Source organism: Streptomyces sp. NPDC020489, from assembly GCF_044386545.1.
Classification (GTDB): domain Bacteria; phylum Actinomycetota; class Actinomycetes; order Streptomycetales; family Streptomycetaceae; genus Streptomyces.
The window spans coordinates 119,096-145,554 of the sequence record NZ_JBIRUZ010000002.1; the positions used below are offsets into that span (position 1 = coordinate 119,096).

Here is a 26,459-nt window from a genome sequence, read left to right on the forward strand (position 1 = left end):
CGGGAGCGCGTCGTGCGAGATCCCTGTTGTCTAAACGAAAATGATATTCATATACTTCCCTCCGGTGCCGGACCTGGAACGACCGCACGCAGAACCACCACACAGAACGACGAGGACCATGAGAACTCCCCGCCGTCGGCTGATAGCCGGCCTGCTGCTCACCCCCCTGCTCTCCGGCTGCTTCGCCTCCTCCGGCGACGACTCCTCGTCCGCGGGCTCCGCCGACGGCGCACGCCTGCGCGTCGCCCTCGCCTTCGGTCCCACCGAGAACTACCGGCCGTTCGGGCAGGACGCCATGCTCCTTGCCCGGCTGGGCGTCGCCGAGGGGCTCACGAAGCTGGACGCCAACGGCACCGCCGTCCCCGCGCTCGCTGAGTCCTGGAGCAGCGAAAGCGGCGGCAAGAGCTGGGTGTTCACCCTGCGGGAGACGAAGTTCCAGGACGGCGAGGCCGTCACCGCGAAGGCCGTCGCCGCCGCCCTCACCGCCGCCGGCAAGGCCGACCCGGCCCCCTCCGCGATCTCCGGCGTGAAGCTCACCGTCGAGGCCGTCGGCAAGAAGCGGGTCCGTGTCGACACCGCCGAGGCCGACCCCGTACTGCCCCTGCGGCTGTCCAACCCGTCCCTAGCGGTGTTCGCCCCCAACGCGTACCGGAAGAACGGCACGGTGAACGTGCTCGGTACCGCCACCGGCCCCTTCGAACTCACCAAGGTCACCGGTGCCACCGCGGCCACCCTCGACCGGTACGACGACTACTGGGGCGGACGCGCCCAAGCGTCCGGCGTCGACGCGAAGTTCGTCTCGGACGGCACCGCCCGCGCCAACGCCCTGCGCACCGGGGATGTCGACATCGCCGAGTCCCTGCCCTTCGCCCAGGTCGCCTCCTTGGACAAGGGCACCGTCCACGAGATCAACACCGCCCGCAACACCAGCCTGTACCTCAACACCACGTCCGGCACCTTCACCGATGCGGGACTGCGGGCCGCCGCACGCGAGGCGATCGACACCTCGGTCATCGCCAAGGGCGCCTACGAGGGGTACGCCGTCCCCGCCCAGGGCCTCTACGGGCCGGCCCTCCCCTGGGCGGCCGGCAAGCGGACCGAGCCGACCGGGCGGGCGAAGGCGACCGACCCCAACGGCAAGAGCATCACCATCGCCACCTACACCGACCGGCCCGAGATGCCGGAGGTGGCCCAGGTGCTCCAGCAGCAGCTGAACAAGGCCGGTTTCAAGGTGAAGCTCGAGGTGCGTACCTACGCTCGCCTCGAAGGCGACATGATGGCCGGGAAGTTCGACGCCGTCGTCTACGGCCGCAACATGATGCTGGACACCGGCGACCCGGTCACCGTCCTGGGCAGCGACTACACCTGCGACGGCTCCAACAACCTGTCGTTCCTGTGCGACAAGAACGTCGACAAGCTGGTCACCGCCGCCCAGGCCACGTCCGACACCGCCAAGCGGCAGGACGCCGCGCTCACGGCGGAGGCCGCCATCCTCGGCACGGACGCGGTGATCCCGCTGGTGCATCTGAAGCTGGTCACAGGCATGGCCAAGTCCGTGCAGGGCGCGCTCCTCGACCCGTACGAGCGCTCCCTCATCGGAACGGGGACCCGGCGCTGAACAGCTCCAACACCACCGTGACCAGCGGTATCGGTGCCGCCCTGCGCGCCCTCGCGCGCAGCGGCGGCCCGGCGCTGCTGTGGCGGGCCGCCCTCACGGCCGCCCTGGTGTGCGGGATCGGCCTGCTGCCCTGGCTGTCGCGCACCGACCCCGCGCTGACCGTGCTCAGAGCCCGCTCGGCCGAGCGCGACCCGGCGCCCGAGACACTGCGGACCATCCGGGACCAACTCGGTCTGGGTGACGGCCCGTTGCCACTGCTGGGGCGCTGGCTGGGCGGCCTGCTGCACGGGGACGCCGGCACCTCGTGGGTCTCCGGCAGCGAGGTGCTGCCCGACGTCGCACAGGCCCTCGGTGTCTCCCTGATGCTGATGGCCGGAGCCATCGCGGTCGCCGTCGCCACGGCCGCGGCGGTCTGCACGCGCACCTTGCGACTCGGCTCCCGCCGGCAACTCGGCGACCGCACACCCGGAGGTACCGCGACGGCCGTCCTGGCCGCACTGCCCGAATTCCTCCTCGCCTCCGTGCTGGCCTCGGTGATCGGCGTGCAACTGGGCTGGCTGCCGGCGCTGGGCTGGTACGGGCCGCAATGGATGGTGCTGCCCTCGCTCGCCCTGGGCCTGCCCGCCGGAGCCGTGCTGGGACGGATGCTGGACGACCTGCTGCCCTGCGCGTTCGCCGAGCCGTGGGCGCTGGCCGCCGCCGCGCGCGGCGTGCCGCCCAAGTCCGTGGTCCGGCAGGCCGTGCGCCGGTGCGTGCCCGGACTCCTGCCCAGCCTGGGGCTGTTCGTGGTCGGCCTGACCGGCGGATCGGTCGCCGTCGAGCAGATCTTCGACATCCCGGGGCTCGGCCGGCTCACGCTTCAGGCCGCCCTCGCCCAGGACCTGCCCGTCCTCCAGACCGGCACGCTCGCCCTGGTGCTCCTCGCGGCGACCGCCGGGCTCCTCGCCCGGCTCGCGGCCCGGTGGCTGATCGGGCCGGCGCTGCGCGACGGCGCCCTGCACTCCCTGCACCGGCCCACCCCGCCCGCGCCCCGGATCCTGCCCCTGCTGTACGGGGCTCTGCTCCTCACGGTCATCGGCCTCGGCCTGCCGCGCGACCCGCTCACCCTGAACACCGGCGCCCGGCTCCAGGCCCCGTCCGCCGCGCACCCGTTCGGCACGGACTCACTCGGCCGGGATCTGCTGGCCCGTATCGCGCACGGGGCGTTGGACACCCTCGCCATCGCCCTGGCGGTGAGTGTGACCGCGCTCGTGGTCGGCGTGCTGCTGGGACTGCTCCCCCGGCTGTCCGCCCCGCTCGTCGACACGGTCAACGCCGTACCCGCCGTGCCGGCCGGCCTCCTCGTCACCGGCATCGCGGGCAGCGGCCCCTGGACCCCGGCGTTCGCGGTGGCCGTCGTCGCCTGGGCACCCCTCGCCACCCACACCTCCGCTCTCCTCCAGCAGGAGCGCGCCACCGCCCACCTGACCGCCACCCGGGCGCTTGGCGCCGGACGCTGGTACCTCCTCTGCCACGAACTGCTGCCCGCCGTCCTGTCACCGGTCACCCGGCACGCCCTGCTCCGGCTTCCCGGCGTCGCCCTGGCCCTGGCCGCCCTCGGCTTCCTCGGCCTGGGCGCCCAGCCGCCGTCCCCGGAGTGGGGCCTGCTGCTCGCCGAGAACCAGCCCTACGCCGAACGCGCCCCGTGGGCGGTCCTCTTCCCGGCCGCCGTCCTCGCCCTGCTGGGCGCCCTCGCGGTGACCGCCGCGGGCGGCATACGACTGCCCCGGCGACGGAAGCGGCGCGTACGCCCCTTCGGAACGCCCGGCGAGGCCGAGAGGGCCGTACCCGCGCCTGAGCAGCCGAGCCGCCCCGACACACTCCTGGTGCCCGCCTCTTCCGAATAAGCCCCGTGCCAGATCTGATCTCCCGCGTCCTGGCCCGCCGAGCCGCCCGTACGCCCGAGGACGACACACCCAGGAGGGAGGAACCAAGGCCCGGCTTCTACGCCGCCTTGCCCTTCCTCGCCAAGCAGCTGGCTGGTCGGCGTCGTCCTCGGGCTGCGCACCTTCAGCCAGCAGGGCCTGTTCACAGTCGGCGGCTGGCTCGTCGACCGGTACGGCGTACGCCCCGTCGTCCTGGTCGGCCGCGCCTGGGTACCCGACCTCGCCGCGGACGGCCGACTCGGCCATTACACCGGCGCGCTGTCCCGTCGTTGTTCGTCCAGATCTGTAGGAGGTCGCTCGGCCCGGCGAGGTTCGGAACCTGCTGACCCACTGCGCTCCGACGTACCCGGCGCCCATGCCGATTCCGGTCACCATCCGGACGGCTGCCCTAATCGGGCCGGCAGCAGCGGGTCCAGCAGGGCGAGCAGCGTTCTTGCGGTTCTGCTCAGCTCTTCCTCCGGGCTCGGCCAGTCCGCTGAGCTGATCGACGTGACGACAAATGCAACTGTCCGAAATCACGATCAACGTGCGGAACTTCGAGCAGAAGATAAGTTTGGGCCTCCGTTCCGTCAATGTTTCCGGCGAGTATCGCCCGGCGCGTTTCTCCGCCGCCCGAATGTCGAGAAACCGCGCTGTCACACACGTTGACTTCCGAACGGGACACCCTCTACGTTCAGCGCCAACCCCGTCCGGTAAGTCGACCCACGTTCGAAATATCAGTCATTCACGGTGCGAGAGCGGTCCCGCCTCCGGAAGGAACCCACCCCCCATGCCCAGAATCACGCGCCTTCCAGACGCGCCCCCTTCCTCAACTCCACAGCCGGGACACCGGGCTTCGGCGCCCTCGAAGTCCAGGCGATGTCTCGCGTGGGCAAATCGCCCGTCCACGCGATGACTTCTGGAAGGGGACGGTTCTTGGACGTCACCAGACGACAGCTCGGCCGGCTCACCGCGGTCGACGCCGGGTCGCCAGCGCTGCCGGTGACCCGAGTGGGCGGTCGGCCGATCCTGGGCGAGGTGGCCGCGGACAGCCTCCACCGTGGTGACCACCGACCTGCTCAACGACACCCGCCATCGGCCGCAGTGCGGGTGGAACTACCAGCCCCGCCCGGGCCATTGGTCGTTGACCGAGCGCGCCAGCCACCTTTGGTTGAAGGCGTTCGTGCGCGGACAACGCCGCCGCCCCTCTGACCCACGGTCCGGCGATCACGCAGAACGCCGTGGGGCTGCGCGCCACCTGGGACAAACGCTCTCTCGTCATCGAAAGGTGCAAGATGTCTTCCTTCATCAGCAGACGGCGCCTGCTGCAAGCAGCCGGGGCCACGGTCGCCGCATCTGCCACGGGATCCCTCATGGGCGCATCTCCCGCCTACGCGGCGACCGTTCCTCCCGCACGGGCCGACATAGGGGTCTCGGCGCACCCCTTCGAGCTCGGTCAGGTCCGGCTCACCGCGAGCCGGTGGCTGGACAACCAGAACCGAACGCAGAACTACCTGCGGTTCGTCGACGTCGACCGGCTGCTGTACAACTTCCGCGCCAACCACCGGCTCTCCACCAACGGCGCTGCTACCACCGGCGGTTGGGACGCGCCGGACTTCCCCTTCCGCACCCACGTACAAGGCCACTTCCTCACGGCCTGGGCTCAGCTGTACGCCGTGACCGGGGACACCGTCTGCCGCGACAAGGCCACCTACATGGTCGCGGAGCTGGCCAAGTGCCAGGCCAACAACAACGCCGCCGGGTTCAACACCGGGTACCTCTCCGGCTACCCCGAGTCCGACTTCACCGCTCTGGAGCAGCGGACCCTGAGCAACGGCAATGTGCCGTACTACACCATCCACAAGACGCTTGCCGGCCTGTTAGACGTGTGGCGCCTCATCGGCAGCACGCAGGCCCGGGACGTGCTGCTCGCCCTGGCCGGATGGGTCGACTGGCGTACCGGCCGGCTGAGCGGCCAGCAGATGCAGGCCATGCTGCAGACCGAGTTCGGCGGCATGAACACCGTGCTGACCGACCTCTACCAGCAGACAGGCAACGCGCGATGGCTCACCGTCGCCCAACGGTTCGACCACGCCGCGGTGTTCGACCCGCTCGCCGCCAACCAGGACAAGCTCAGCGGACTGCACGCCAATACCCAGGTTCCCAAGTGGATCGGGGCCGCCCGGGAGTACAAGGCCACCGGCACGACCCGATACCGGGACATCGCCACCAACGCCTGGAACATCACCGTCGGCGCGCACACCTACGCCATCGGCGGCAACAGCCAGGCGGAGCACTTCCGTGCCCCGAACGCCATCGCCGGTTATCTGAACAAGGACACCTGCGAAAGCTGCAACACCTTCAACATGCTCACCCTCACCCGGGAGTTGTACGCGCTGGATCCCAACCGGGCCGCGCTGTTCGACTACTACGAGCGGGCGTGGCTGAACCAGATGATCGGCCAGCAGAACCCGGCCGACAGCCACGGCCATGTCACCTACTTCACCCCGCTGAACCCGGGAGGCCGACGCGGTGTGGGCCCGGCGTGGGGCGGCGGCACCTGGAGCACCGACTACGGCACCTTCTGGTGCTGCCAGGGCACGGGCCTGGAGATGCACACCAGGCTGATGGACTCCATCTACTTCCGCAGTGACAACACCCTCATCGTGAACCTGTTCGTGCCGTCGGTGCTCACCTGGTCGGAGCGCGGCATCACGGTCACCCAGACCACGACGTACCCCGTCAGCGACACCACGACCCTGAAGGTCACCGGCAGTCTCAGCGGAACCTGGGCGATGCGCATCCGCATCCCGAGCTGGACGACCGGGGCCACCATCAGCGTCAACGGCGTCGCACAGAACATCGCCACCGACCCAGGCAGCTACGCCACCCTGAACCGCTCGTGGACGTCCGGCGACACGGTCACCGTCCGCCTGCCCATGCGGGTCGTCATGCAGGCGGCCAACGACAACAGGAACGTCGCCGCAGTCACCTACGGCCCGGTCGTCCTGTCCGGCAACTACGGCGACACCGCGCTCAGTTCCCTGCCGACGCTGAACACGTCCTCGATCACACGCACCAGCAGCAGTTCGCTCGCCTTCACCGCCACCGCCAACGGCTCCACCGTCAACCTGGGCCCGTTCCACGACGCGCACGGCCACAACTACACCGTCTACTGGAACGCCGGCGGCACCTTCCATCTGGTCAACGTGGCCAGCGGTCTCCTGCTGGGCATCCAGAACATGTCCACGGCCGACGGCGGCCGCGCTCTGCTGTGGTCGGACAACGGCACCGCCGATCACGACTGGCAGATGATCACCGACGGTGACGGGTTCCGCTTCCGCAATGCCCACAGCGGCAAGGTGCTCGGCGTTCAGGACATGTCCACCGCCGACGACGCGACCGTCCTGCAGTGGTCGGACAACGGCACCGCCGATCACCGATGGACGCTGCTCGACCAGGGAGACGGCACCTACAAGATCCGCAACGCGAACAGCGGCAAGTTGCTCGCCATCGCCAACAACTCCACCGCTGTCGGCGCGTTCGCGGTCCAGGACTCCGACGACGGCACTGCCGACAACCGGTGGCGCATCGTGAGGAACTAGGCCGCCGAAAAGGCACCTCCTGGTCGATCTTCCTTGTCCGCCGCGCTCGACTTTTCGACCATCGTTCGATATGGCGAACAAAGAGGGTCGAGACGCAACCCACCGAACGTCCGAACAGCCTCCGACGGGGCTGAACCGGAAACGCTCACTCGACGAATGAGGCCCGCATTGCGCAGAGTACGTTTCAGCCGCAGACATCTGTCCGTGGCGCTCGCGACCCTGGTCGCGTCGGCGGCGACGGTCGTCGCCAACCCCGCGGAGGCGGCCACCACCAGCGCCGTGCGCGGTGTCGCTTCCAACCGGTGTCTCGATGTGTCGGGTGCCGCCCAGACCGACGGCACGAACGTGCAGATCTGGGACTGTTACAGCGGCACGAACCAGCAGTGGACGCTGACGGACAACAACCAGCTGACCGTGTACGGCAACAAGTGCCTGGACGTCCCGGGTCACGCCACCACAACCGGTACCCGTCCGGTCATCTGGTCCTGCAACGGCGGTACGAACCAGCAGTGGCGGGCCAACTCCGACGGCACGATCGTCGGCGTGGAGTCCGGCCTGTGCCTGGCCGTCACGGGCTCCGGCACGGCCAACGGCACGGCGGTGGAGCTGGCGACGTGCAACGGCGGCAACAACCAGAAGTGGACCGGCCTGGCCCCGTCGGGCACCACGTGTTCTCTTCCGTCGACGTACCGGTGGACCTCGACCAGCGCGCTGGCGCAACCGGCGAACGGATGGGCCTCGCTGAAGGACTTCACCACCGTGACGTACCAGGGCAAGCACCTGGTCTACGGGACGTACTCCGACGGCAGCAACTGGCGCTCGATGGGCTTCGGCCCCTTCACGAACTGGTCGGACATGGCGACGGCCCCCCAGACCGCCATGAGCCAGGGCGCGGTGGCGCCCACGCTGATCTACTTCGCGCCCAAGAACATCTGGGTGATGGCCTCCCAGTGGGCCGGCGGCTGGCCCTTCAACTACCGCACGTCGACCGACCCCACCAACCCCAACAGCTGGTCGGCGCCCCAGCCGCTCTTCACCGGCACCCTGCCCAGCACCGACAACTCCGGCACCGGCCCGATCGACCAGACCCTGATCGCCGACGACCAGAACATGTACCTGTTCTTCGCCGGTGACAACGGCAAGATCTACCAGTCGCGCATGCCGATCGGGAACTTCCCCGGCAACTTCGGCTCGTCGTACACGACGGTCCTGAGCGACACCGTGGACAAGGTGTTCGAGGCGCCGGAGGTCTACAAGGTCCAGGGCCGGAACCAGTACCTCATGATCGTCGAGGCACGGGGCGCGAACGGGCGTTACTTCCGCTCCTACACCGCCTCCAGTCTGGACGGCCCGTGGAGCGTCCAGGCCGGCAGCGAGAGCAGCCCCTTCGCGGGCAAGGCCAACAGCGGCGCCACCTGGACCAACGACATCAGCCACGGTGACCTGGTCCGCAACAACCCCGACCAGACCAAGACCATCGACCCCTGCAACCTGCAGTTCCTCTACCAGGGCAGGGGCGCCACCGCGAGCGGCACCGACTACTTGAAGTGGCCGTACCGGCCGGGTGTCCTCACCCTTCAGCGCTGACCCGCGCGCACCTGACCAGCAGCTCGTGACCTTGCCCGTTCCCGGGAGGCACAGCAGCTTCCGCTGTGCCTCCCGGGACGGAGGCAGCTCGACGCGGCCGGGAATCCGCGAGCGCACCGCTCCTGGCAGACATGCGTCACCCGGAATCAGTCGGTCTCCACAGCGCCCGGTGACGGCCTCGCAGAACGACAGGAGACATCCATGTCCGCACTTCGCGCCCGGCTGGCGGCGATACTGCTCGCCGCGTGCCTGCTCTTCACAGGCCAAGCCTTGATCACACCGGACCGGGCGGCCGCCGCCGACCCGGGCTACCTGATGACGCACTTCATCGGGGAGGGGTCGAACGGTCAGCAGATCTACTTCTCGTACAGCACGGACGGCCTGCACTGGACCGAGCTCAACGGCGGCGGAATCGCCCTTCGCTCCACGGTCGGTACGAAGGGGGTGCGCGACCCCGCACTGGTGAGATCCCCGAACGGTGACAAGTACTGGATCATCGCGACCGACCTGTGCATCAGCTGCGGGCAGAACTGGGAGGCCGCCGTGTACAACGGCAGCCGCAACCTCGTGGTGTGGGAGTCGACGGACCTGATCAACTGGTCGGAACCGTGGCTGCTGAACGTCGCCGGCGCGATCCCCGACGGACGCAACGCCTGGGCGCCGGAAGCGATCTGGGACCCGGCCTCCAACGACTACGTCCTGTACTGGGCGACCAACAAGCCGGTCGACGGCGTGAAGAAGCACCGCATCTACTCCGCCCACACCAGCGACTTCCGCTCCGTCACCACCCCGCAGATCTACATCGAGCGTCCCGGCATGCAGGAAATCATCGACACCCAGATCGTCGAGATGCCGGCCGGCGTCGGCGACCACCGCTATGTGCGGGCCTCCGGTGACGGGCAGATCACCCTCGAAGGCAGCAACTCGATCCTCGGGACCTGGACCAATCTCGGCAACCTCTCCGGCATCGGCCTGACCGGCGCCCAGGTCGAGGGCCCGATGTGGATGCAGTTCCGCGACCGCAAGGAGTGGGCGCTCTACCTCGACCAGTACTCCTCCGGACGCGGGTACATGCCGGTCACGACGACCAACCCCTCCGCCCCCGGGACCTACCGCATTCCGGCGTCGGGCAGCTACGACATGGGCGCCCTCAAGAAGCGCCACGGCTCGATCCTGAACCTCACGGCCGCCGAGGAGTCCCGCCTCCTCGCACGCTGGAGCGACATCCCGGCCAACCGGCTCCAGTCGTACAACTTCCAGGACCGGTACGTGCGGCACGCCGACTTCGACGTGCGCATCGACCAGAACATCACCGGCCCGGACGCCCAGTTCCGGCTGCGGCCCGGCCTTGCGGGCTCCGGCACCGTCTCCTTCGAATCGGTGAACCACCGCGGGTACTTCCTGCGGCACTCCGGATACGACTTCCAACTGGTCCGCAACGACGGCACCGCCCAGTTCGCCGCGGACGCCACCTTCCGGCAGGTCGCGGGGCTCGCCGACGCGAGCTGGTCGTCCTTCCAGTCGTACAACCACCCCGACCGCTACATCCGCCACTACGCCTACCAACTCCGCCTCGACCCGATCACCACCGCGACAGGGCGCAGCGACGCCACCTTCCGCGTGACGAACTGAACCGCACCGACAGGGACGCCGCACCGGGCAGCCGATGGGGCTGAAGCCTGACGCGCTGGACGATCCCCGCGCCGCCGCACACCCGGTGCCGTCTCCCCCGCCTCTACGCGCCGGCGAAGGAGCCGCGCTTTGCCGCGTGGCCGCTGATCGCGGCTTCGACCAGCCGGTTCTCGAAGGACCTCAGTATCTGTTCGAGATCCGTCGCGTCGAACGTCGTCGCATCCGTCCCGAGACTGATTCCGGCCGTCTCGGACATGCCCCACACATCGAAGGAGAGGTTCCCGGAGTACGCGTCGACGCGTTTGGGGAAACGTCGGTAACGGCTGGCCGCCATGGCGCGGTCGAGGTCCTGCGGTGCCGTGTCCGCGCGAGCCCGGATCAGCGTGCGGGGCGCTATGGGGCGGATGTTGACCACGTACGGGTTGTGTGCGGAGCGGCCGAGTTCGGCGGAGACCTCCTCCAAGGATCGGGCGAAGCGGTCGGGCTCTCGCAGGCTGACCGAGGAGGATCTGGCGAGTGCCGCGTCGACGGCTCGGCACAGCGCCGGGAACCGGTCGCCGCCCAGGGACGTGTCCACCGGGACGAGGGCCCTGCCGGCGACATGGGCCACCGCCTCGCGGGCGAAGGTGGTCTGCCGGTTGGGCATCACGGTGTTGAACACACAGGTGCCGATACCGAGATGCTCGGCGAGCGTGCACGCGTACGCGGCTTGCAGGACGGCGGTCGCGGATGTCCGGTACTGCTTCGCCAGCCCGGCGGCCGCGAGGGCGACCGCCGCCGAGTCGAGGCATACGAAGTTGTAGACGCCGCCCCTGGGGCGCGGGGACGTCTGGAGTTCTGGCATGGCGGACCGGCGGAGCATGGCTCGGTCATGGGTGTCGACACGATGGGCGTGCCGCAGCCCCGAGGGACTGGCTTCGAAGCTCGCGATCTGCCGCGGCTGCCACCCCGAGCCGAGGTCGGCGCCCGGATCGGCGGCCAGTCGGGCTATGTGTTCGGCCGCGATCCGGGCGCCCGTCGTGTCCGCCGAGAAGTGGTGCAAGGACAACGCGATATGGATGGGCCTGCCGTCCACGGTGATGACGGCGGCCCGCAACGGCAGGTCGTCCGCGGCGAATCCAGGCTCGGCCAGCCGCACGGTGAAGGCGCTCAGCTCGTCGAAGGTCGGCGGGGCGTCGGAGGCGTACTCGTCGACCTGGAGCACGCCGGAAGCCACGACTACCGCGCGCGGATGCCCGTCCGCGTCACGTGGATACAGCGTGCGCAGCGCCTCGAAGCGAGCCATGACAGCGGCGAAGGCATGCAACACCGCGGCCATGTCGGGCCGGCCGTCCAGTGCCCGCCCCATCCGTACGTTCCTGTTGCGGGGTCCGTGGAGATGGGGGCGGCACCCTTCGCGCTCATGGGCCTTCTGCGACCAGGTCAGTTCATGTTCTCCGGCGGTGCCGGCGACGAAGACGACGTCATGGCGTGCGGTCTGTCGCATACCCGCCCCGGCCCTCCTCCGGTACGGACCCCGATCCTCCACACCGTCCGGAGGAACGAGGACGCGGCCGGAGGGCGGGCGCCCCCTGTTCACGCAGAGGATAGATCGGCGCGGGCCGCGTGCGTCAATGCTCGCGGAGTGTGGAACGCGGCAGCGAACCGCCTTCGTGCCGCGCCCACCACTCCGTGCCGCTCCTTACCGCGTCCCACCGGCGATCGCGGCCAGGTGGACGCCGCCCCGCAGAACGAGACGCAGGTCGTGCACCCCGGTCACCTCCGCCGGCATCGGTGCGCTGACCGTGCGCCAGTCGTACCGGCCGTCGGTGTCGGCGGGGACGTGGAGGGCGGCGAGCAAGGTACCGGCAGCGCCGTCGGCGTAGATCTCGACGACCGCGTCCTCTTCCGTCGCGCACGACACCTCGGCCGTGATGACCCGCGGCCCGTCTGCCGCGCTGCCCAGGTCGACCGAGCCGTAGCGCAGTGCGCAGTGGGTGGCGCCGGTCGCCGGGGTGACCGCCTCCCCCTTCTCCCGGCTGGCGTCGACGAGCGTGCCGCCCTCGCACTCGTCGAAGTCGATGGCCTCCAGTCGTCCACCGACGAGACGGCGGGTGGGGAGCGCCGGCCCCGTCACGGTGAGGGGTGCTGTGAGGGCGATGGCTTCGGCCGAGTGTCCGATCAGGATCTCGTACGGTCCCGGGTCCACGGCGAAGGCGCCGGCTGACACGGACCAGTGGGCCAGGGCCTCGACGGGCAGCTCGAACTCCAGCCGCCGCCGTTCACCGGGGGCGAGGGAGACCTTGCGGAAGTCCGTCAGTCTGCGCCTGGGCGCGCAGTGGCGGGCGGCGAGCGCGCGGGTGTAGAGCTGCACGGTCTCGGTGCCCGTGCGGGTCCCGGTGTTGGTGAGCTCGACGCTCACGGTCAGGGTGTCGTCCTGCGCGGCTTCCCGGGCGGACAGCCGCAGGTCGGAGTAGGCGAAGCTGGTGTAGGACAGGCCGTGCCCGAAGGGATACAGCGGTGCGGCCTCGTGGTACTGGTACGTCCAGCCGGCGCTGATGATGTCGTAGTCGAGGCGACCGGGCAGCGGGTCGTCGCCGCGGTACCAGGTCTGCGGGAGCCGTCCGGAGGGTTCGGCCTCGCCGAGCAGGATCGCGGCGAGTGCCCGGCCCGTCTCCTGCCCGCCGTGGGAGGTCCACACCACGGCGGGCAGGTGCTCGTCCGCCCAGTCGACGGCGTACGGGTAGCTGCTCATCACGACCAGCACCGACTCGGGGCGCTCGGCGGCGACGGCACGCAGCAGGGCCTCCTGCGCGGGCGGCAGCGAGATGCCCGTACGGTCCTCGGTCTCGCGGCCGTCGATGTGCGGGTCGTTCCCGAGGACGACCACGGCGACGTCCGCCGAGGCGACGGCCGCGACGGCTTCGGCGACTCCGTCCCTGACGACCGTTCGCGTCCAGCGTTCTGCCTGTTCGGGGGCTTCGGCGGAGAGGGTGACCCGGCCGGTGGCGGGGTCCACGGCGGCGTAGCGGCCGTTGCTGATGTTGCGCAGCAGTTCCGTGCCGTCGGGCTGGGGTTCCAGCCGGAAGGTCTCGTGGACGAACCAGCCGTTCGGCTGCGTCTGGTCGGCGGCGAGGGTGAGGTCGCCGTCCTTGAGGGTGACGTAGCGTTCCGTGCGCGCGTTGCGGAAGGTCAGCACGCCTTCACCCCAGTCGAACAGGTCGTGGCAGGCGTTGTCGCCCGCCTCCTGCTCGTCCGAGGGCGCACCGGCCACCATGGGCCCGCCGGGGTCGAGCGCGGGCACGCGCAGGTGGCCTCCGGTGGAGGCGGCGCGCAGCGTGATCCGGTCGACTCCCTCCGCGCGGACCGCTTCGGCGCCGTGCTCCTTGAGGGCCGCCTCCAGGCCGGTCGCGATGGTGATCCGGTACGGCATGGTGCCGCTGTACCAGTCCTCGAAGAGGGTGTCCGCCAACGGACCGACGAGGGCCACGCGCACGCCGGGCGCCGGTGACAGCGGCAGTGCGCCGTCGTTCTTCAGCAGCACGACCGACTCGGTCGCGGCACGCAGAGCGAGCGTGCGGTGTGTGGGGCTGTCCACGACGTCGTCGCGGATGCCGGCGTAGGGGTCGAGGTCCGGATCGAACTCGCCGAGGCGGAACCGTATCGACAGCTGGCGTCGCGCGGCGCGGTCGATGTCTTCCTCGGTGAGCAGCCCGCGGTCGACCGCCGCGCGGAGCCGGTCGAGGGTGACGCTGCCGTCCTCGTCCAGTTCGGTGATGCTGTCGACGCCGGCGCGTACCGCCGCCGCGTGCGAGGTGGGGTGGTCGTCGAAGTAGCGCTCCGATTCGGCGAGGTTCGTCACCGCTCCGGCGTCGCTGCACACGAACAGCTCGTGGCCGGTGGGCTCGGCCCAGCGCCGTACCTCGGTCTCGATCAGTGGACTGACGTGGCAGGGGCGGCCGTTGATGAGGTTGTAGGCCGGCATGACGCCGGTGGCGGCGCCGGACGCGATCGCCGGGCGGAAGGCGGCGAGGTCGTATTCGTGCAACACCCTGGGCGGCACCACGGAGGAGGTGATGTCGCGCTCGTCCTCGTTGTTGTAGGCGAGGAAGTGCTTCAGGAGCGGTGCCGTACGCAGATAGACCTGGTGGCCCCCGGCCAGTCCGCGGCAGAAGCTGACGGAGAGGCGGCCGGTGAGCAGCGGATCCTCCGCGTACCCCTCCTCGTTGCGGCCCCAGCGGGGGTCGCGCAGCAGGTTCACCACGGGGGCCCAGATCTGGAGGCTGGGACGGCGGCCGTCGGCTGCGGGGCGCTGATGGAGGGCGCGGGCCTCGGTGCCCACGGCCGTCGCGACCTCGTGCAGCAGCTCCTCGTCCCAGGTCGCTCCCAGGCCTACCGCCTGCGGGAACACGGTGGCTGGCCCCAGCCAGGACACGCCGTGCAGCCCTTCGGTACCGGTCTTGAAGGGGGCCAGTCCGAGACGCGGGACTCCTGGCGAGTGCTGGTAGAGCAGCTCGATGCGCTCGTCGATCGTCAGTCGGGAGATCAGGTCGTCGACTCGCTGGGCGAGGGGTAGCGCGGGGTCACGGAACGGCAGGTCGGTGGTGGGCGGCTCGGGGGATGTGGCGGCGGTACTCACCTGAGAAGTCCCTTGCAGGAGGTCGAAGAAGGGGAGTCGAAGCGCTTCGACGGTGGCATGACGCTGAGTCATGTGTCAATCACGGGTACCGGGATCGTCGCGGGCTACTTGTTCGGCGTTGACGTTCCTCTTGAAGTCCTCGCCCAGAAAGGCAGTTCACCTGGGGTGAAGCCGCATCGGAGGCGGAGCGCACCCTCATCCCCGACCGTGCCTGTTACCGGAAAGTGACCTTACCGGACCGTTGTCGCCCCCGGAAACACGGGCTTACTGTCACCGAAACGTCGAAGCGCGTCGACTGGAGTGGGATTGCTCCCGCCCTGTTCGGGATCCTCCCGCCCTGTCGACACGAGACCACCGGACGACGCGGTGTCGGCCCGCCCGCCGGTCGGCTCCACGCACATGAAGGGCCGCAACGACATGAGCCGTGAGCTGAACCGCCGAGCCGTCGTGCGGACCTCCCCCTCTCGACAAGGCCTGCGGAATCGCCTTCTGTAGCCGGCCGGACCGCTGCTCGTGCGCAGGCCCCGAACGGACCCGCACCCCAAAGGCAAGGACCCGTCATGACCCACGCCCCGCACCTCTCCCGCCGAGGCCTGCTGGCCGCCGGCGCGGCCACGGCCGCACTCCCCCTGCTCGCCCCCTCCGCGGCGTCAGCCGCATCTGCTCACGAAGCTGGGAAGGTCCGACCCACGCCCTACACCTTCCGCAACGCGGAGATAGTCGGCGGCGGCTTCGTCACCGGCATCGTCTTCAACCAGCGCGAGCCCGGCCTGGTGTACGCCCGTACCGACATCGGCGGCGCCTACCGCCTCGACACGAAGACCAGACGGTGGATCCCGCTCACCGACTGGATCGGCTGGGACAGGTACGGACACACCGGCATCATCAGCATCGCCACCGACGAGGTCGACCCCGACCGCGTCTACCTGGCGGCGGGCACCTACACCATGCCCGAGTGGGACCCGAGTCTGGCGGCGATCCTGCGCTCGACCGACCGCGGCCGCACCTGGAAGACCACGCCCCTGCCGTTCCGGCTGGGCGGCAACATGCCCGGCCGGGGCATCGGCGAGCGCCTCGTGATCGACCCCAACCGCAACAGGATCCTCTACCTGGGCGTGCGCGGCGGCCACGGGCTGTGGCGCAGCACCGACCACGGCAAGACCTTCGCCAAGGTGGCGAACTTTCCCAATGTCGGCAACTTCGTGCCCGACCCCTCCGACCCCGACGGCTACAACGGCGACAACCTGGGCGTGCTGCAAGTCGTCTTCGACAAGCGCACCGGCAAACGGGGGAAGGCGACCCGGACCCTCTACGTCACCGTCGCCGACAAGGACAACATCCTGTACCGGTCGACCGACGCGGGTGCGACCTGGGAACGTGTCCCTGGCCAGCCCACCGGATTCATCCCGCACCACGCGGTCTTCGACCACGTCGGCGGCTACCTGTACCTCGCGACCAGCAACACCGCGGGCCCCTACGACGGTTCCAAGGGCGACGTGTGGAAGCTGGACACCGCCACCGACACCTGGACCCGCATCAGCCCGGTCCCCTCCACCAGCGACGACAACCAGTACGGCTACAGCGGTCTGGCCATCGACCGGCAGAACCCGGACACCCTGATGGTCTCCACCCAGGTCAAGTGGTACCCCGACTGCCTCCTGTTCCGCTCCACCGACGGCGGCGCGAGCTGGACCCCCGCCTGGGAACTCGGCCCGAACTCCGAGCGCACCCTGCGCTACGACATCGACATCTCCGCCGCCCCCTGGCTGACCTGGAACGCCTCGCCATCGCTGCCCGAGATGACCCCCAAGCTCGGCTGGATGATGGAGTCCGTCCAGATCGACCCCTTCGACTCCGACCACTTCATGTACGGCACCGGCGCGACGATCTACGGCGCCGACAACCTCACCGACTGGGACAGCGGCGACAAGGTGCACCTGTCTGTACGCGCCCAGGGCCTGGAGGAAACCGCCGTCATGTGCCTGATCAGCCCGCCCGTCGGCGCGGCACACCTCTTCTCCGGCGTGGGCGACGTCGGCGGCTTCCGGCACACGGACTTCCGCAAGGCGCCGAAGATGTACGACAGCCCCACCTTCGGCGGCACCCCGGCCCTGGACTACGCGGAGTTGGCACCCCACACCCTCGTCCGGGTCGGCCACCCCACCAGCGGCTGGACCCAGCACTTCGCCATCTCCACCGACAGCGGCGACACCTGGACGCCGTCGCTCAGTGAGCCGTCCGGCGTCACCGGGCCCGGCGTCGAGGACCAGGCCGTCGCCATCAGCGCCGACGGCAGGCGGATCGTCTGGTCACCGGCCGGTGCGCCGGTCAGCTGGTCCGACGACCACGGGGCGACCTGGACGGCTTCGAAGGGGCTGCCGGCCGGGGCCCCCGTGCGCTCGGACCGGGTGAACCCCGCTACGTTCTACGCCTACGACTCCGGCGTCTTCTACCTCAGCACGGACGGCGGCAAGACCTTCACCGCCACGGCGGCCACCGGTCTGCCCACCGCCGGGAACGTCCGGTTCAAACCGGTACCCGGCCACGAGGGCGACATCTGGCTGGCCGGCGGCACCACCAAGCCCGCCACCCCCACACCGTACGGGCTGTGGCGGTCGACCGACTCCGGAACGTCCTTCACCAGGTTCGAGGCCGTCGACCAGGGCGACGTCGTCGGCTTCGGCAAGGCCGCACCCCGCGCCACGTACCCCGCCGTCTACACCAGCGCCAAGATCCGCGGCGTGCGCGGCATCTTCCGGTCCGACGACGCCGGCCGGACCTGGACCCGCATCAACGACGACCGCCACCAGTACGCCTGGACCGGCAACACCATGACCGGAGACCCCCGGATCCACGGCCGTGTCTACTTCGGGACGAACGGACGCGGAATCATCTACGGCGACCCCCGGTGAATCTCGGCTCCCGGCCGACCGCCACGACGCGAACGGCGACGCGATCCCGGCCGCGACCGACGTCCCCCTGAGTGGCCGCACCCTCAACGCTGGGACACCGGCCCACAGCCCGGCCACTGACCTGGAAAGGACACCATGGAGAACGAACAGCGGAGCTTCCGCTGGGGTCATGACGCCCTGCATCTCGAGTTCGTCCTCGGCGACGACGGCAGCGCCCGCCTGACGCACCTCGGACTGCCCGGCGAAGCGGGCGGTGACCACGGCGCGTCCCTGCCGCTGGTGGAGGTGACGGCCGCGGGTCAGGGCCGCGCATGGTCGGGCAGCCGCCTGATCGGGACCGCTCTCGGCGAGCGGCTGCGCCACCGCTCCCACCACTCGGCCCGCGACGGCGACTGGCACACCCTGACCGTGGACCTGCACGACCCGGAAACCGGGCTGGCCGCGGAGGTGACCTACCGGTCGCCCGACGGCATCCCCGTGCTCCGCAGCGAAGTGACCCTGCGCAACGAAGGGCCGACCACACTGCACCTGGAGTCGGTCAGCTCGCTCGTGGTGGGCTGCCTCACCCCGCGAGACCCGGCGGCCATCGACGCCGCCGATGTGCTGTGGGCGGACAACGACTGGCTCTCCGAGTGCCGTTGGCAGCGACAGCCGATGCGACGGACCACGCCCGGCGTCAGCGGACGCGTGACGTACGGGCACGGCAAGGCCGGCTTCGCCGTCAACGGCCAGGGCACCTGGTCCAGTTGCGGACACCTGCCCATGGGCGGCCTCACGGACCGGCGTACCGGCCGCAGTTGGGTGTGGCAGATCGAGCACAACGGCGGCGGCTGGCGCTGGGAGTGCCAGGAGCACGACCAGGCGGCCTACGCGGCACTGTTCGGCCCCACCGACACCCACCACGGCTGGCGCCACCCCCTGGAGCCCGGCGCCGCCTTCCGCACCGTGCCCGTGGCCCTGTCCTTCAGCGCCGACGGCGGCCCCGACGACGCGTTCGCCGCGCTGACCCGCTACCGCCGCGCCCACCGCCGCCCGCACACCGACCACCAGCGTCTGCCCGTCATCTTCAATGACTACATGAACTGCCTGATGGGCGACCCCACCACCGACAAGCTGCTGCCGCTGATCGACGCGGCGGCCGAGGCCGGCGCCGAGTACTTCGTCATCGACGCGGGCTGGTACGACGACGGTGACGGCGGCTGGTGGACCAGCGTCGGCGCCTGGGAACCGTCCGCCTCACGCTTCCCCGGGGACAAGGGGATCCACGAGGTGCTGGACCGCATCCGCGAACGCGGCATGGTGCCCGGCCTGTGGCTGGAGCCGGAAGTCATCGGCATCCACAGCCCCATGGCCAAGTCCCTGCCCGACGAGGCCTTCTTCCGCCGCGACGGCGTCCGCCTCACGGAGACCGGCCGCCACCACCTGGACCTGCGCCACCCGGCCGCCCGCGCCCACCTGGACCAGGTCGTGGACCGCCTGGTCGGCGAGTGGGGCGTCGGCTACCTCAAGCTCGACCACAACATCGACCCCGGCTCCGGCACCAGCGCCCACCCCGGCGAGACCCCGGGCGCCGGCCTGCTCGGCCACAACCGCGCGCAACTCGACTGGCTCGACGGCGTCCTCGACCGACACCCACACCTGGTGGTGGAGAACTGCGCCTCGGGCGGCATGCGTTGGGACCACGCCCTGCTGTCCCGGCTGCAACTCCAGTCCACCAGCGACCAGCAGAACCTGCTCCTGTACGCACCCATCGCCGCCTCCGCACCCACAGCCGTCACCCCCGAGCAGAGCGCCGTGTGGGCCTATCCGCAGCCGGAGGACTCCCTCGACGAGGTCGCCTTCACCATGGCGAGCGCCCTCCTCGGCCGCATCCACCTCTCCGGCCACCTGCCCGACCTGGGGCCCGAGGCCCGCGCCCTGGTCCACGAGGCGGTCGCCGTGTACAAGGCCGTCCGCGCCGACCTGCCAGGCGCCGTGCCGTCCTGGCCACTCGGCCTCCCCGGCTGGGACGACCCCTGGATCGCCCTGGCCCTGCACACCCCCGCCACCACCTACCTCACCGTCTGGCGCCGACCGGGCGGCGAGACAACCACCACCCTCCGGCTGCCCGGACAGGCGGACGGCGCGACCCGTGCCGAGGTGCTGTTTCCCGCCGCGGGTCAGGCCGCTGCCGTCTGGAACCCGGACACCGCCGACCTCACCGTGACCCTGCCCACCGCGCCCTCCGCGGCGCTGCTCCGCATCACCCGCACGCAGCCGGACGCTCCCTGAACGCCGCCCCTGCCGCCCACCCGACGAAAGGACGACCACGGGTGCCCGCCCACAACCAGCCCGCCCGCGCCACCAACCCCGTGCTCCCCGGGTTCCACCCCGACCCGAGCATCTGCCGGGTCGGCGACGACTACTACCTCGCCTGCTCCAGCTTCGAGTACTTCCCCGGCGTCCCCCTCTTCCACAGCCGCGACCTCGTGCACTGGCGGCAGATCGGCAACGCCCTGGACCGGCCGGAGCAGTTGCGGCTGCCGGCCTCCATGGCGTCCTCGGGCGGCATCTACGCCCCCACCCTGCGCCATCACGACGGCCGTTTCTGGCTGATCGTCACCAACTGCCACGACGGTGGCGGCAACCTGATCGTCACCGCCACCGACCCCGCCGGACCGTGGTCGGATCCGATCCCCGCACCCGGCGTACCCGGCATCGATCCCGACCTGGCCTGGGACGAGGACGGCACCTGCTGGTGCACCGTCGCCGGGGTCGCGCAGGTCCGCCTCGACCCGTCCACCGGTCAGACGTACGGCACTGCGCACGAGCTCTGGTCCGGCGGCCCCGGCGCCAAGGCCCCTGAGGCGCCGCACCTGTACCGCATCGGCGCCTACTGGTACCTGCTCATCGCCGAGGGCGGCACCGAACGCGGCCACGGCGTGTCCATCGCCCGCGGCCGCACGCCGACCGGCCCCTTCGAGCCGTGCCCGGCCAACCCGATCCTCACCCACCGCGGGACCGACCACCCCGTCCAGAACACCGGCCACGCCGACCTGGTCCAGGGCCCCGACGGCTCGTGGTGGATGGTCTTCCTCGGCGTACGGCCGCGCGGCGGCACCCCCGGCTGGCACGTGCTCGGCCGGGAGACCTTCCTGGCACCCGTGACCTGGCAGGACGACTGGCCGGTCGTCGGCGAGGTCACCACGGACCTCTCCACGCTCCCGTGGCCGCTCTCCCCCGCCCCCGTCGAGGAAGGGCGCGACGACTTCGGGCTCAGCGAACTCGGCCCGTCCTGGATCTCCGTGCGGGACCGCCCCGCCGAGCTCTGCACCACCAAGGAGCGCCCCGGATGGCTGACGCTCCACGCGCGGGGCGGCTCCCTGGACGAGCCCGACGTGGTGTTCACCGGCCGCCGCCAGCAGCACCTCACCTGCCGGGCCCGCACCCTGGTCGACCCGTCCGACGGGCGCGGCGGCCTCGCTGTCCGACTCGACGAGCGGCACCACTACGCGATCGAGGCGTCCGCAACGGACGTACGGGTGATCGCCCGCGTCGGCTCCCTGCGCACGGTCGTGGCCGAACGCCCCGTACCCGCCGGGCCACTGACCCTCGCCGTGACGATCACGGACCCGCCGCCTCCGCACGGACCGTGCACCGGACCCGACATCGTCTCCCTCGGCATCGAGCAGCCCGACGGCACGTTCACCGAACTCGCCGTTCTCGACGGCCGTTACCTGTCGACCGAGGTCGCCGGTGGCTTCACCGGACGCGTCATCGGCATGTACGCGGCCGAGGGCACCGTCCACTTCGACTGGTTCCACTACGAACCCCTCGAAGGCTGAACCGGCCGAAGGAGGCGTTCGGATTCCCGGCCCCTGGACGTGACGTCACTGTCCAGGGGCCGGGCCACCCGGTCACTTCGCTGCACTCCCGGTGACCGCGCAGGCCGTGCCGTTGAGGGTGTAGGACGTCGACGGGGCGGGATTGCCCGTGTGGGTTGCCTGGAAGCCGATGTCGACCGAACTGCCCGGAGCAATCGTGGCGTTGTGGGAGACGTTCCTGGCCGTCACCCGGCCGGCGGCGGGCGTGTAGTCCGCGTTCCAGCCGGAGGTGATGGTCTGGCCGTCGGGCAGGGTGAAGGCGAGGGACCAGCCGTCGATCGCGGTGGTACCGGTGTTGGCGATGGTGATGTTCGATGTCAGGCCGGTGTTCCACGCGTTGACGGTGCTGGTGACCCGGCAGGCCGCCGTATCCGGAGGCGGGTCGGAGGTCTGGAACTGCGTGAAGAACTTCCACACCTCTTGCGGCACCCAGGTCCTGCCGCTGTCACCGGGGGCCCCGTCCTGCGGGGCGGCGATGTGCCCCTCGTCGAACGCCGCCCAGGCGACCGGATGCCCGGCCGAGCACCCCGAGTAGGTGGTGACCCGGTGCGTCAGGCTGCCCTGCGCCGGTTCCGGCGGGTTCTGGGGAGTGCAGCCGTTGTTCCTGACGAACCTGTCCCGCAGTGCCCGTCCGCCGGAGATTCCGAGGACGTTGTCCCTGAGGCCGTGCACTCCGAGGTAGGCGATCGGCTGGCTGCCGCCGCTGCATCCGCTGAGCTGCCCGCCGCTCTGCACCGCGACCGCGCGGAAGACCGTCGCGCGGGAACATGCGAGGGCGTACGACATGGCGGCGCCGTAACTGAATCCGAGAGCGAAGCGCTGTGTCGTGTCGACGCACAGGTCGGACTCGATGCGCCGGAGCATGTCGTCGACGAAGGTGACGTCCTCACCGCCGTTGTTGGCCCAGCCGTTGTTGAGGCCTTGGGGGGCGACGAAGATGGTGCTGTTGTTCGCCAGTCGCTGGAGCCCGTAGTAGGCCCAGGTGCCCGTTTCCACGGTGCGCCCGGTGGCGACGTCGGTGGAGGTGCCGCCCAGCCAGTGGAACCCGAAGACCAGCCGGTAGGCGCGGTTGCGGTCGTACCCGTCCGGGATCCGCAGGATGAAGCTCCGGTTCTTGCCGCCGCTCTGGATCGTGTGCGTACCGCTCGTCAGGGTGGGAGCCTTGCCGCATCCGGGGGTCGCGGCGGCGGTGACGGGGGGTGCGGCGAGCGCTGTGTTCTCGCCCTGGCCGCGGCCCAGTGCCGTGCCGCCCAGGCTCAGGACGAGCAGCACCGCGACCATGGCGGGCCCTGAGAGGAACCTTGTCCTAGTCAGCATGCGACTGCTCTTCTGCGATCACCTCGGTGCCGTGACTGTGGTGGCGGGGGTGAACTGCCACCAGTTGATGTTGAGTAGGTAGCCGCTGCCGCCGGCGAACCGCAGGTACAGGTCCTGGGTTCCGGTCGCGCCGGTGACCGGGCAGGTCACCGTCGTCCAGCTCTGCCAGCCACCGGTACTCGGCACACCGCACCGGCCGACGACCGTCCCGCTCGGCGAACCCAGGCGCAGTTCGACGGTGCCGCCCCCGCTGCCCGAGGCCACGCGCGCGGTGAAGGAGGACGCCCCTGACCCGAAGGCCACTCCCTTGACCTTGAGGTAGTCGCCGTTGTCGATCCAGCCGACGTTCATCCCGCCTTCACCCGCCGGTTCGGTCTCGATCCCGGCCCCCCAGGCGATCGTCTCGGCCTCCTGGCGTACGTACGGGTTGAGGGTGCCGACCTGGGGTGCCCCGCCGCTCGTCATGTTGATCACCGGGATCGTGCCGTCGGCATTGTAGGAGAACCGCTCCACCGCGACCGAGCGGGTGAAGCCACCGCCACCCGGGAGCGCGCCGTTGTGGTAGAAGAAGTACGAATTGCCCTTGAAGTCCACGATCCCGGGGTGGTTGGTGAAGCTGCTGCCCTGGGTGGGCATGACCGTCCCCCGGTAGGTCCAGGGCCCGGTCGGGCCGGGCGCCGTGGAATAGGCGATGAACTCCGAGCAGCACTTGGCCGCGAACACCATGTAGTACAGGCCGTTGCGCTTGTAGACCCAGGGTCCCTCCTCGTACAGCGTGGGACGGTTGGCGTCGCCGGTGCGGGTGCCGAACCCCGCGGTGGTGAGCGGGATTCTGTTGACGCCGCCCGAGTAGGAGGTCATGTCGGCGTTCAGCCTGACGTACGACAGGTTCGGGTTGCCCCAGTACAGGTAGGCCTGGCCGTCGTCGTCGATGAAGACGGTCGGGTCGATCTCGCCGTTCTCCACCAGCGGACGGCCGATGGCGTCCCGGAACGGGCCGGTGGGGCTGTCCGCCACCGCCACGCCGATGGCCATGCGGCCGGTCGCCCGGTTCTTCACGGGCACATACCAGTAGAACCGGCCGTTGCGCTGTACGGCCTGTCCCGCCCACGCGTCGGCGGACGCCCAGCTGAAGGTGGCCAGGCTGAGCGGGGAGCCGTGGTCGGTCCAGTTGACCATGTCGGCGGATGACCACACCCGCCAGTCCTTCATGGTGAAGTACGTGGAGCCGTCCTCGTCATGGCCGGTGTAGAGGTAGACCCGTCCGTTGTGGACCAGCGGGGCCGGGTCGGCGGTGTAGACGTGCTGGACGATGGGATTGTCGGCCCTGGCCGACGTGGGCTGCACCGCGGCGGGGACGACGGCGAAGGCCAGCAGAAGGCCTACGGTCCAGGCGACTGCCCGGGTGAGCCTCGTACCGGTGACGGGCAATGGCCGAGCCGGAACCATCATGCCTCCCCGGGCGGGTGGCGGGGGTGCGACGTTGCTCATGCGCGGCTCCACTTCTGACTGGCCTGGCCGTTGCAGGACCACAGGACCAGCGGGGTGCCGTTGGCGGTGGCGCCGTTGGCGTCGAGGCACAGTCCTGCGCGGACATTGCGGATCGAACCGTCGGCCTGTGTGGTCCACTTCTGGTTGTCCTGGCCGTTGCAGGACCAGATGATGACCGGCGTGCCGTTGCTGGTGCCCTGGTTGGAGGCGTCCAGGCACTTGTCGCCGTAGACGCGGATCTCGCCACCGGCCCAGGTGGTCCACAGCTGGTTGGCGGCGGTGTGGCAGTCCCAGAGCAGCGTCTTGGTGCCGGCCGCGGTGGCGGCGTTGTCGACGTCCAGGCAGCGGCCGGAGGCAGTGCCGCGCAGGCGGGCGGTGGTGGAGGTCAGCGGGCTGCCTCCGCTCACCTTGAACACGGCGACACCGTGCGCGGGGACGCTCGCCGAGATCTGGCCGGACGTGCTCGACGTGCCGCCGGTCCACAGGTCCGTGAGGGTGAACGAGGTGCCGGACAGGCCGACTTGAGCGGCTGAGGTGGTGACCGTGGCGGTGCCGCTCCCCCGGTTGAACAGGCCGACTGCGACCGAGCCGTCGGACAGGGGCTTGGCGAACACCTCGGTGCTGCCGTCGTCACGCACTCGGCGTCCGCCCGCGCCGAGCGAGTCCTGGTTGACGGCCAGCAGGCGGGGGTTGCGCAGGATCGCGCTCACGTCGGCGGACATGGTGCGGATGTCGTTGCCTGCCATGAGCGGGGCGGCCATCAGCGACCAGAGCGCGAAGTGGGAGCGGGACTCGGTCAGGGACAGGCCGGGGCGACCGACGACCAGCATGTCCGGGTCGTTCCAGTGGCCCGGGCCGGACTGCGCGGCCAACGGGGCAGTGACGTCCAGGACGTTGCCCACGCCCATCGGGTAGCTGTTGGTGTTGCCGTTCTGCCAGATGTCGAGAAGGTCCTCGGTCGTCCGCCACAGGTCGGCGACCTCACCCCAGTTGTAGGTGGCGCCGGTGATCGCGTGGAAGCTGTTCGGGTTGATGCTGTAGACGATCGGCCGGCCGGTGGCCCGCAGGGCATCCCGCATCAGCGAGAACCGCGCGACCTGCTCGTCACGGGTACCGCTGGAGGAACACCAGTCGTACTTGAGGTAGTCCACGCCCCACGAAGCGAACGTCCTGGCGTCCTGGACCTCGTGCCCTCGGCTGCCCGTGGAGCCCGGGTAGGCGCCCGTGGTCTGCGCGCAGGTGCGGTCGCCCGGCACTTGGTAGATGCCGAACTTCAGGCCCTTGCCGTGGATGTAGTCCCCGAGCGCCTTCATCCCGCTGGGGAACTTGGTCGGGTTGGCCCGCAGGTTGCCCGCGCTGTCACGCTGCGGGTCGAACCAGCAGTCGTCGACGACTACGTACCGGTATCCAGCCTCCCGCATGCCCGAGGACACCATCGCGTCAGCGGCCTGCCGGACCTGCGCTTCGGTGATCCCGCATCCGAAGCTGTTCCAGCTGTTCCAGCCCAACGGCGGTGTCAGCGCCGGGCTGCCCGGCGCCGCCTCGGCGGTCGTGCCGACGGAGGCCGTCACGGAGGCGGTGACCGTCAGCGCGGCGACCGCGAGGAGGTGGAGCAGTCGTCTGCCTGATCGTCTGTGCACTGAGGACCCCTGTAGGTCAGGTCCATGACATGGACGTGGGAGGCTTCTGGGAGTTACGAAATTTCGAACACCATTCGGAAAGTTGTGGCCTCAGGGATACTAGGGAGACGCCCGAGCATGTCAACACCTCCCGCCCATCGAACTTCGCCACCTACTCGCAATGGCCAAAACCGCCCACGATCTGGGGTATTCGGCAGGCGACTACGGCAGCGGCGGCTTCGAACCTTTCGATGGCTACCGCGAATCATGCGGGAGGAATTGACACGTTCAAC

13 protein-coding genes and 1 pseudogene are annotated in these 26,459 nt (G+C 70.1%); 9 read left to right on the forward strand and 5 right to left on the reverse strand.

Features of this window, described 5'->3' with window-relative positions:
- Positions 1-118: 118 nt before the first annotated feature.
- The 6 genes and pseudogenes from ACH41F_RS04680 to ACH41F_RS04705 all read left to right on the forward strand — a co-directional run bounded on the left by ACH41F_RS04680 (position 119) and on the right by ACH41F_RS04705 (position 10,346).
- A complete protein-coding gene (locus ACH41F_RS04680; protein ID WP_398832951.1) occupies positions 119-1,618 on the forward strand; it encodes an ABC transporter substrate-binding protein in 1,500 nt (499 codons plus the stop codon).
- Between the two features lie 74 nt (positions 1,619-1,692).
- The gene (locus ACH41F_RS04685) at positions 1,693-3,504 is read left to right on the forward strand and encodes an ABC transporter permease subunit (RefSeq protein ID WP_398833634.1); all 1,812 of its coding nucleotides are present in this window, start codon (positions 1,693-1,695) and stop codon (positions 3,502-3,504) included.
- Between the two features lie 5 nt (positions 3,505-3,509).
- Positions 3,510-3,744 (forward strand): annotated as a pseudogene (locus ACH41F_RS04690) (MFS transporter); the annotation flags it as partial.
- A gap of 1,073 nt (positions 3,745-4,817) precedes the next feature.
- A complete protein-coding gene (locus tag ACH41F_RS04695; RefSeq protein WP_398832954.1) occupies positions 4,818-7,127 on the forward strand; it encodes a beta-L-arabinofuranosidase domain-containing protein in 2,310 nt (769 codons plus the stop codon).
- A 168-nt stretch (positions 7,128-7,295) separates the two neighbouring features.
- A complete protein-coding gene (locus ACH41F_RS04700) occupies positions 7,296-8,714 on the forward strand; it encodes a non-reducing end alpha-L-arabinofuranosidase family hydrolase (RefSeq protein ID WP_391237449.1) in 1,419 nt (472 codons plus the stop codon).
- Positions 8,715-8,915: 201 nt separating this feature from the next.
- Positions 8,916-10,346: a glycoside hydrolase family 43 protein gene (locus tag ACH41F_RS04705; protein WP_398832957.1), complete on the forward strand. Its 1,431-nt coding sequence runs from the start codon at positions 8,916-8,918 to the stop codon at positions 10,344-10,346.
- Positions 10,347-10,449: 103 nt separating this feature from the next.
- Here the strand turns inward: ACH41F_RS04705 and ACH41F_RS04710 are convergent, their stop codons facing one another.
- Together ACH41F_RS04710 and ACH41F_RS04715 are read right to left on the reverse strand one after the other, a co-directional pair.
- Positions 10,450-11,832, reverse strand: a complete 1,383-nt coding sequence (locus ACH41F_RS04710; RefSeq protein ID WP_398832960.1) for a condensation protein — start codon at positions 11,830-11,832, stop codon at positions 10,450-10,452.
- Between the two features lie 195 nt (positions 11,833-12,027).
- Positions 12,028-14,964, reverse strand: coding sequence for a glycoside hydrolase family 3 C-terminal domain-containing protein (locus ACH41F_RS04715; RefSeq protein ID WP_398832962.1), 2,937 nt, complete (start codon positions 14,962-14,964; stop codon positions 12,028-12,030).
- A 560-nt stretch (positions 14,965-15,524) separates the two neighbouring features.
- Here ACH41F_RS04715 and ACH41F_RS04720 point away from each other — a divergent pair.
- The 3 genes from ACH41F_RS04720 to ACH41F_RS04730 all read left to right on the forward strand — a co-directional run bounded on the left by ACH41F_RS04720 (position 15,525) and on the right by ACH41F_RS04730 (position 21,700).
- On the forward strand, positions 15,525-17,876 hold the full coding sequence (locus ACH41F_RS04720; RefSeq protein ID WP_398832965.1) for a xyloglucanase: 2,352 nt from the start codon (positions 15,525-15,527) through the stop codon (positions 17,874-17,876).
- Positions 17,877-18,011: 135 nt separating this feature from the next.
- A complete protein-coding gene (locus ACH41F_RS04725) occupies positions 18,012-20,147 on the forward strand; it encodes an alpha-galactosidase (protein WP_398832967.1) in 2,136 nt (711 codons plus the stop codon).
- Between the two features lie 41 nt (positions 20,148-20,188).
- Positions 20,189-21,700 (forward strand): family 43 glycosylhydrolase, encoded by a 1,512-nt coding sequence (locus ACH41F_RS04730; RefSeq protein WP_391237467.1) that lies wholly within the window; start codon positions 20,189-20,191, stop codon positions 21,698-21,700.
- Positions 21,701-21,772: 72 nt separating this feature from the next.
- Here the strand turns inward: ACH41F_RS04730 and ACH41F_RS04735 are convergent, their stop codons facing one another.
- From ACH41F_RS04735 to ACH41F_RS04745, 3 genes are read right to left on the reverse strand one after another with little or no spacing between them, the layout of a single operon-like run.
- Entirely contained in the window at positions 21,773-23,056 is a 1,284-nt protein-coding gene (locus ACH41F_RS04735; RefSeq protein WP_398832969.1) for a cellulose binding domain-containing protein, read from the reverse strand.
- 18 nt (positions 23,057-23,074) lie between these two features.
- Positions 23,075-24,505 (reverse strand): glycoside hydrolase family 43 protein, encoded by a 1,431-nt coding sequence (locus ACH41F_RS04740; RefSeq protein ID WP_398833636.1) that lies wholly within the window; start codon positions 24,503-24,505, stop codon positions 23,075-23,077.
- A 38-nt stretch (positions 24,506-24,543) separates the two neighbouring features.
- The gene (locus ACH41F_RS04745) at positions 24,544-26,187 is read right to left on the reverse strand and encodes a ricin-type beta-trefoil lectin domain protein (protein ID WP_391237473.1); all 1,644 of its coding nucleotides are present in this window, start codon (positions 26,185-26,187) and stop codon (positions 24,544-24,546) included.
- Positions 26,188-26,459: the final 272 nt, after the last annotated feature.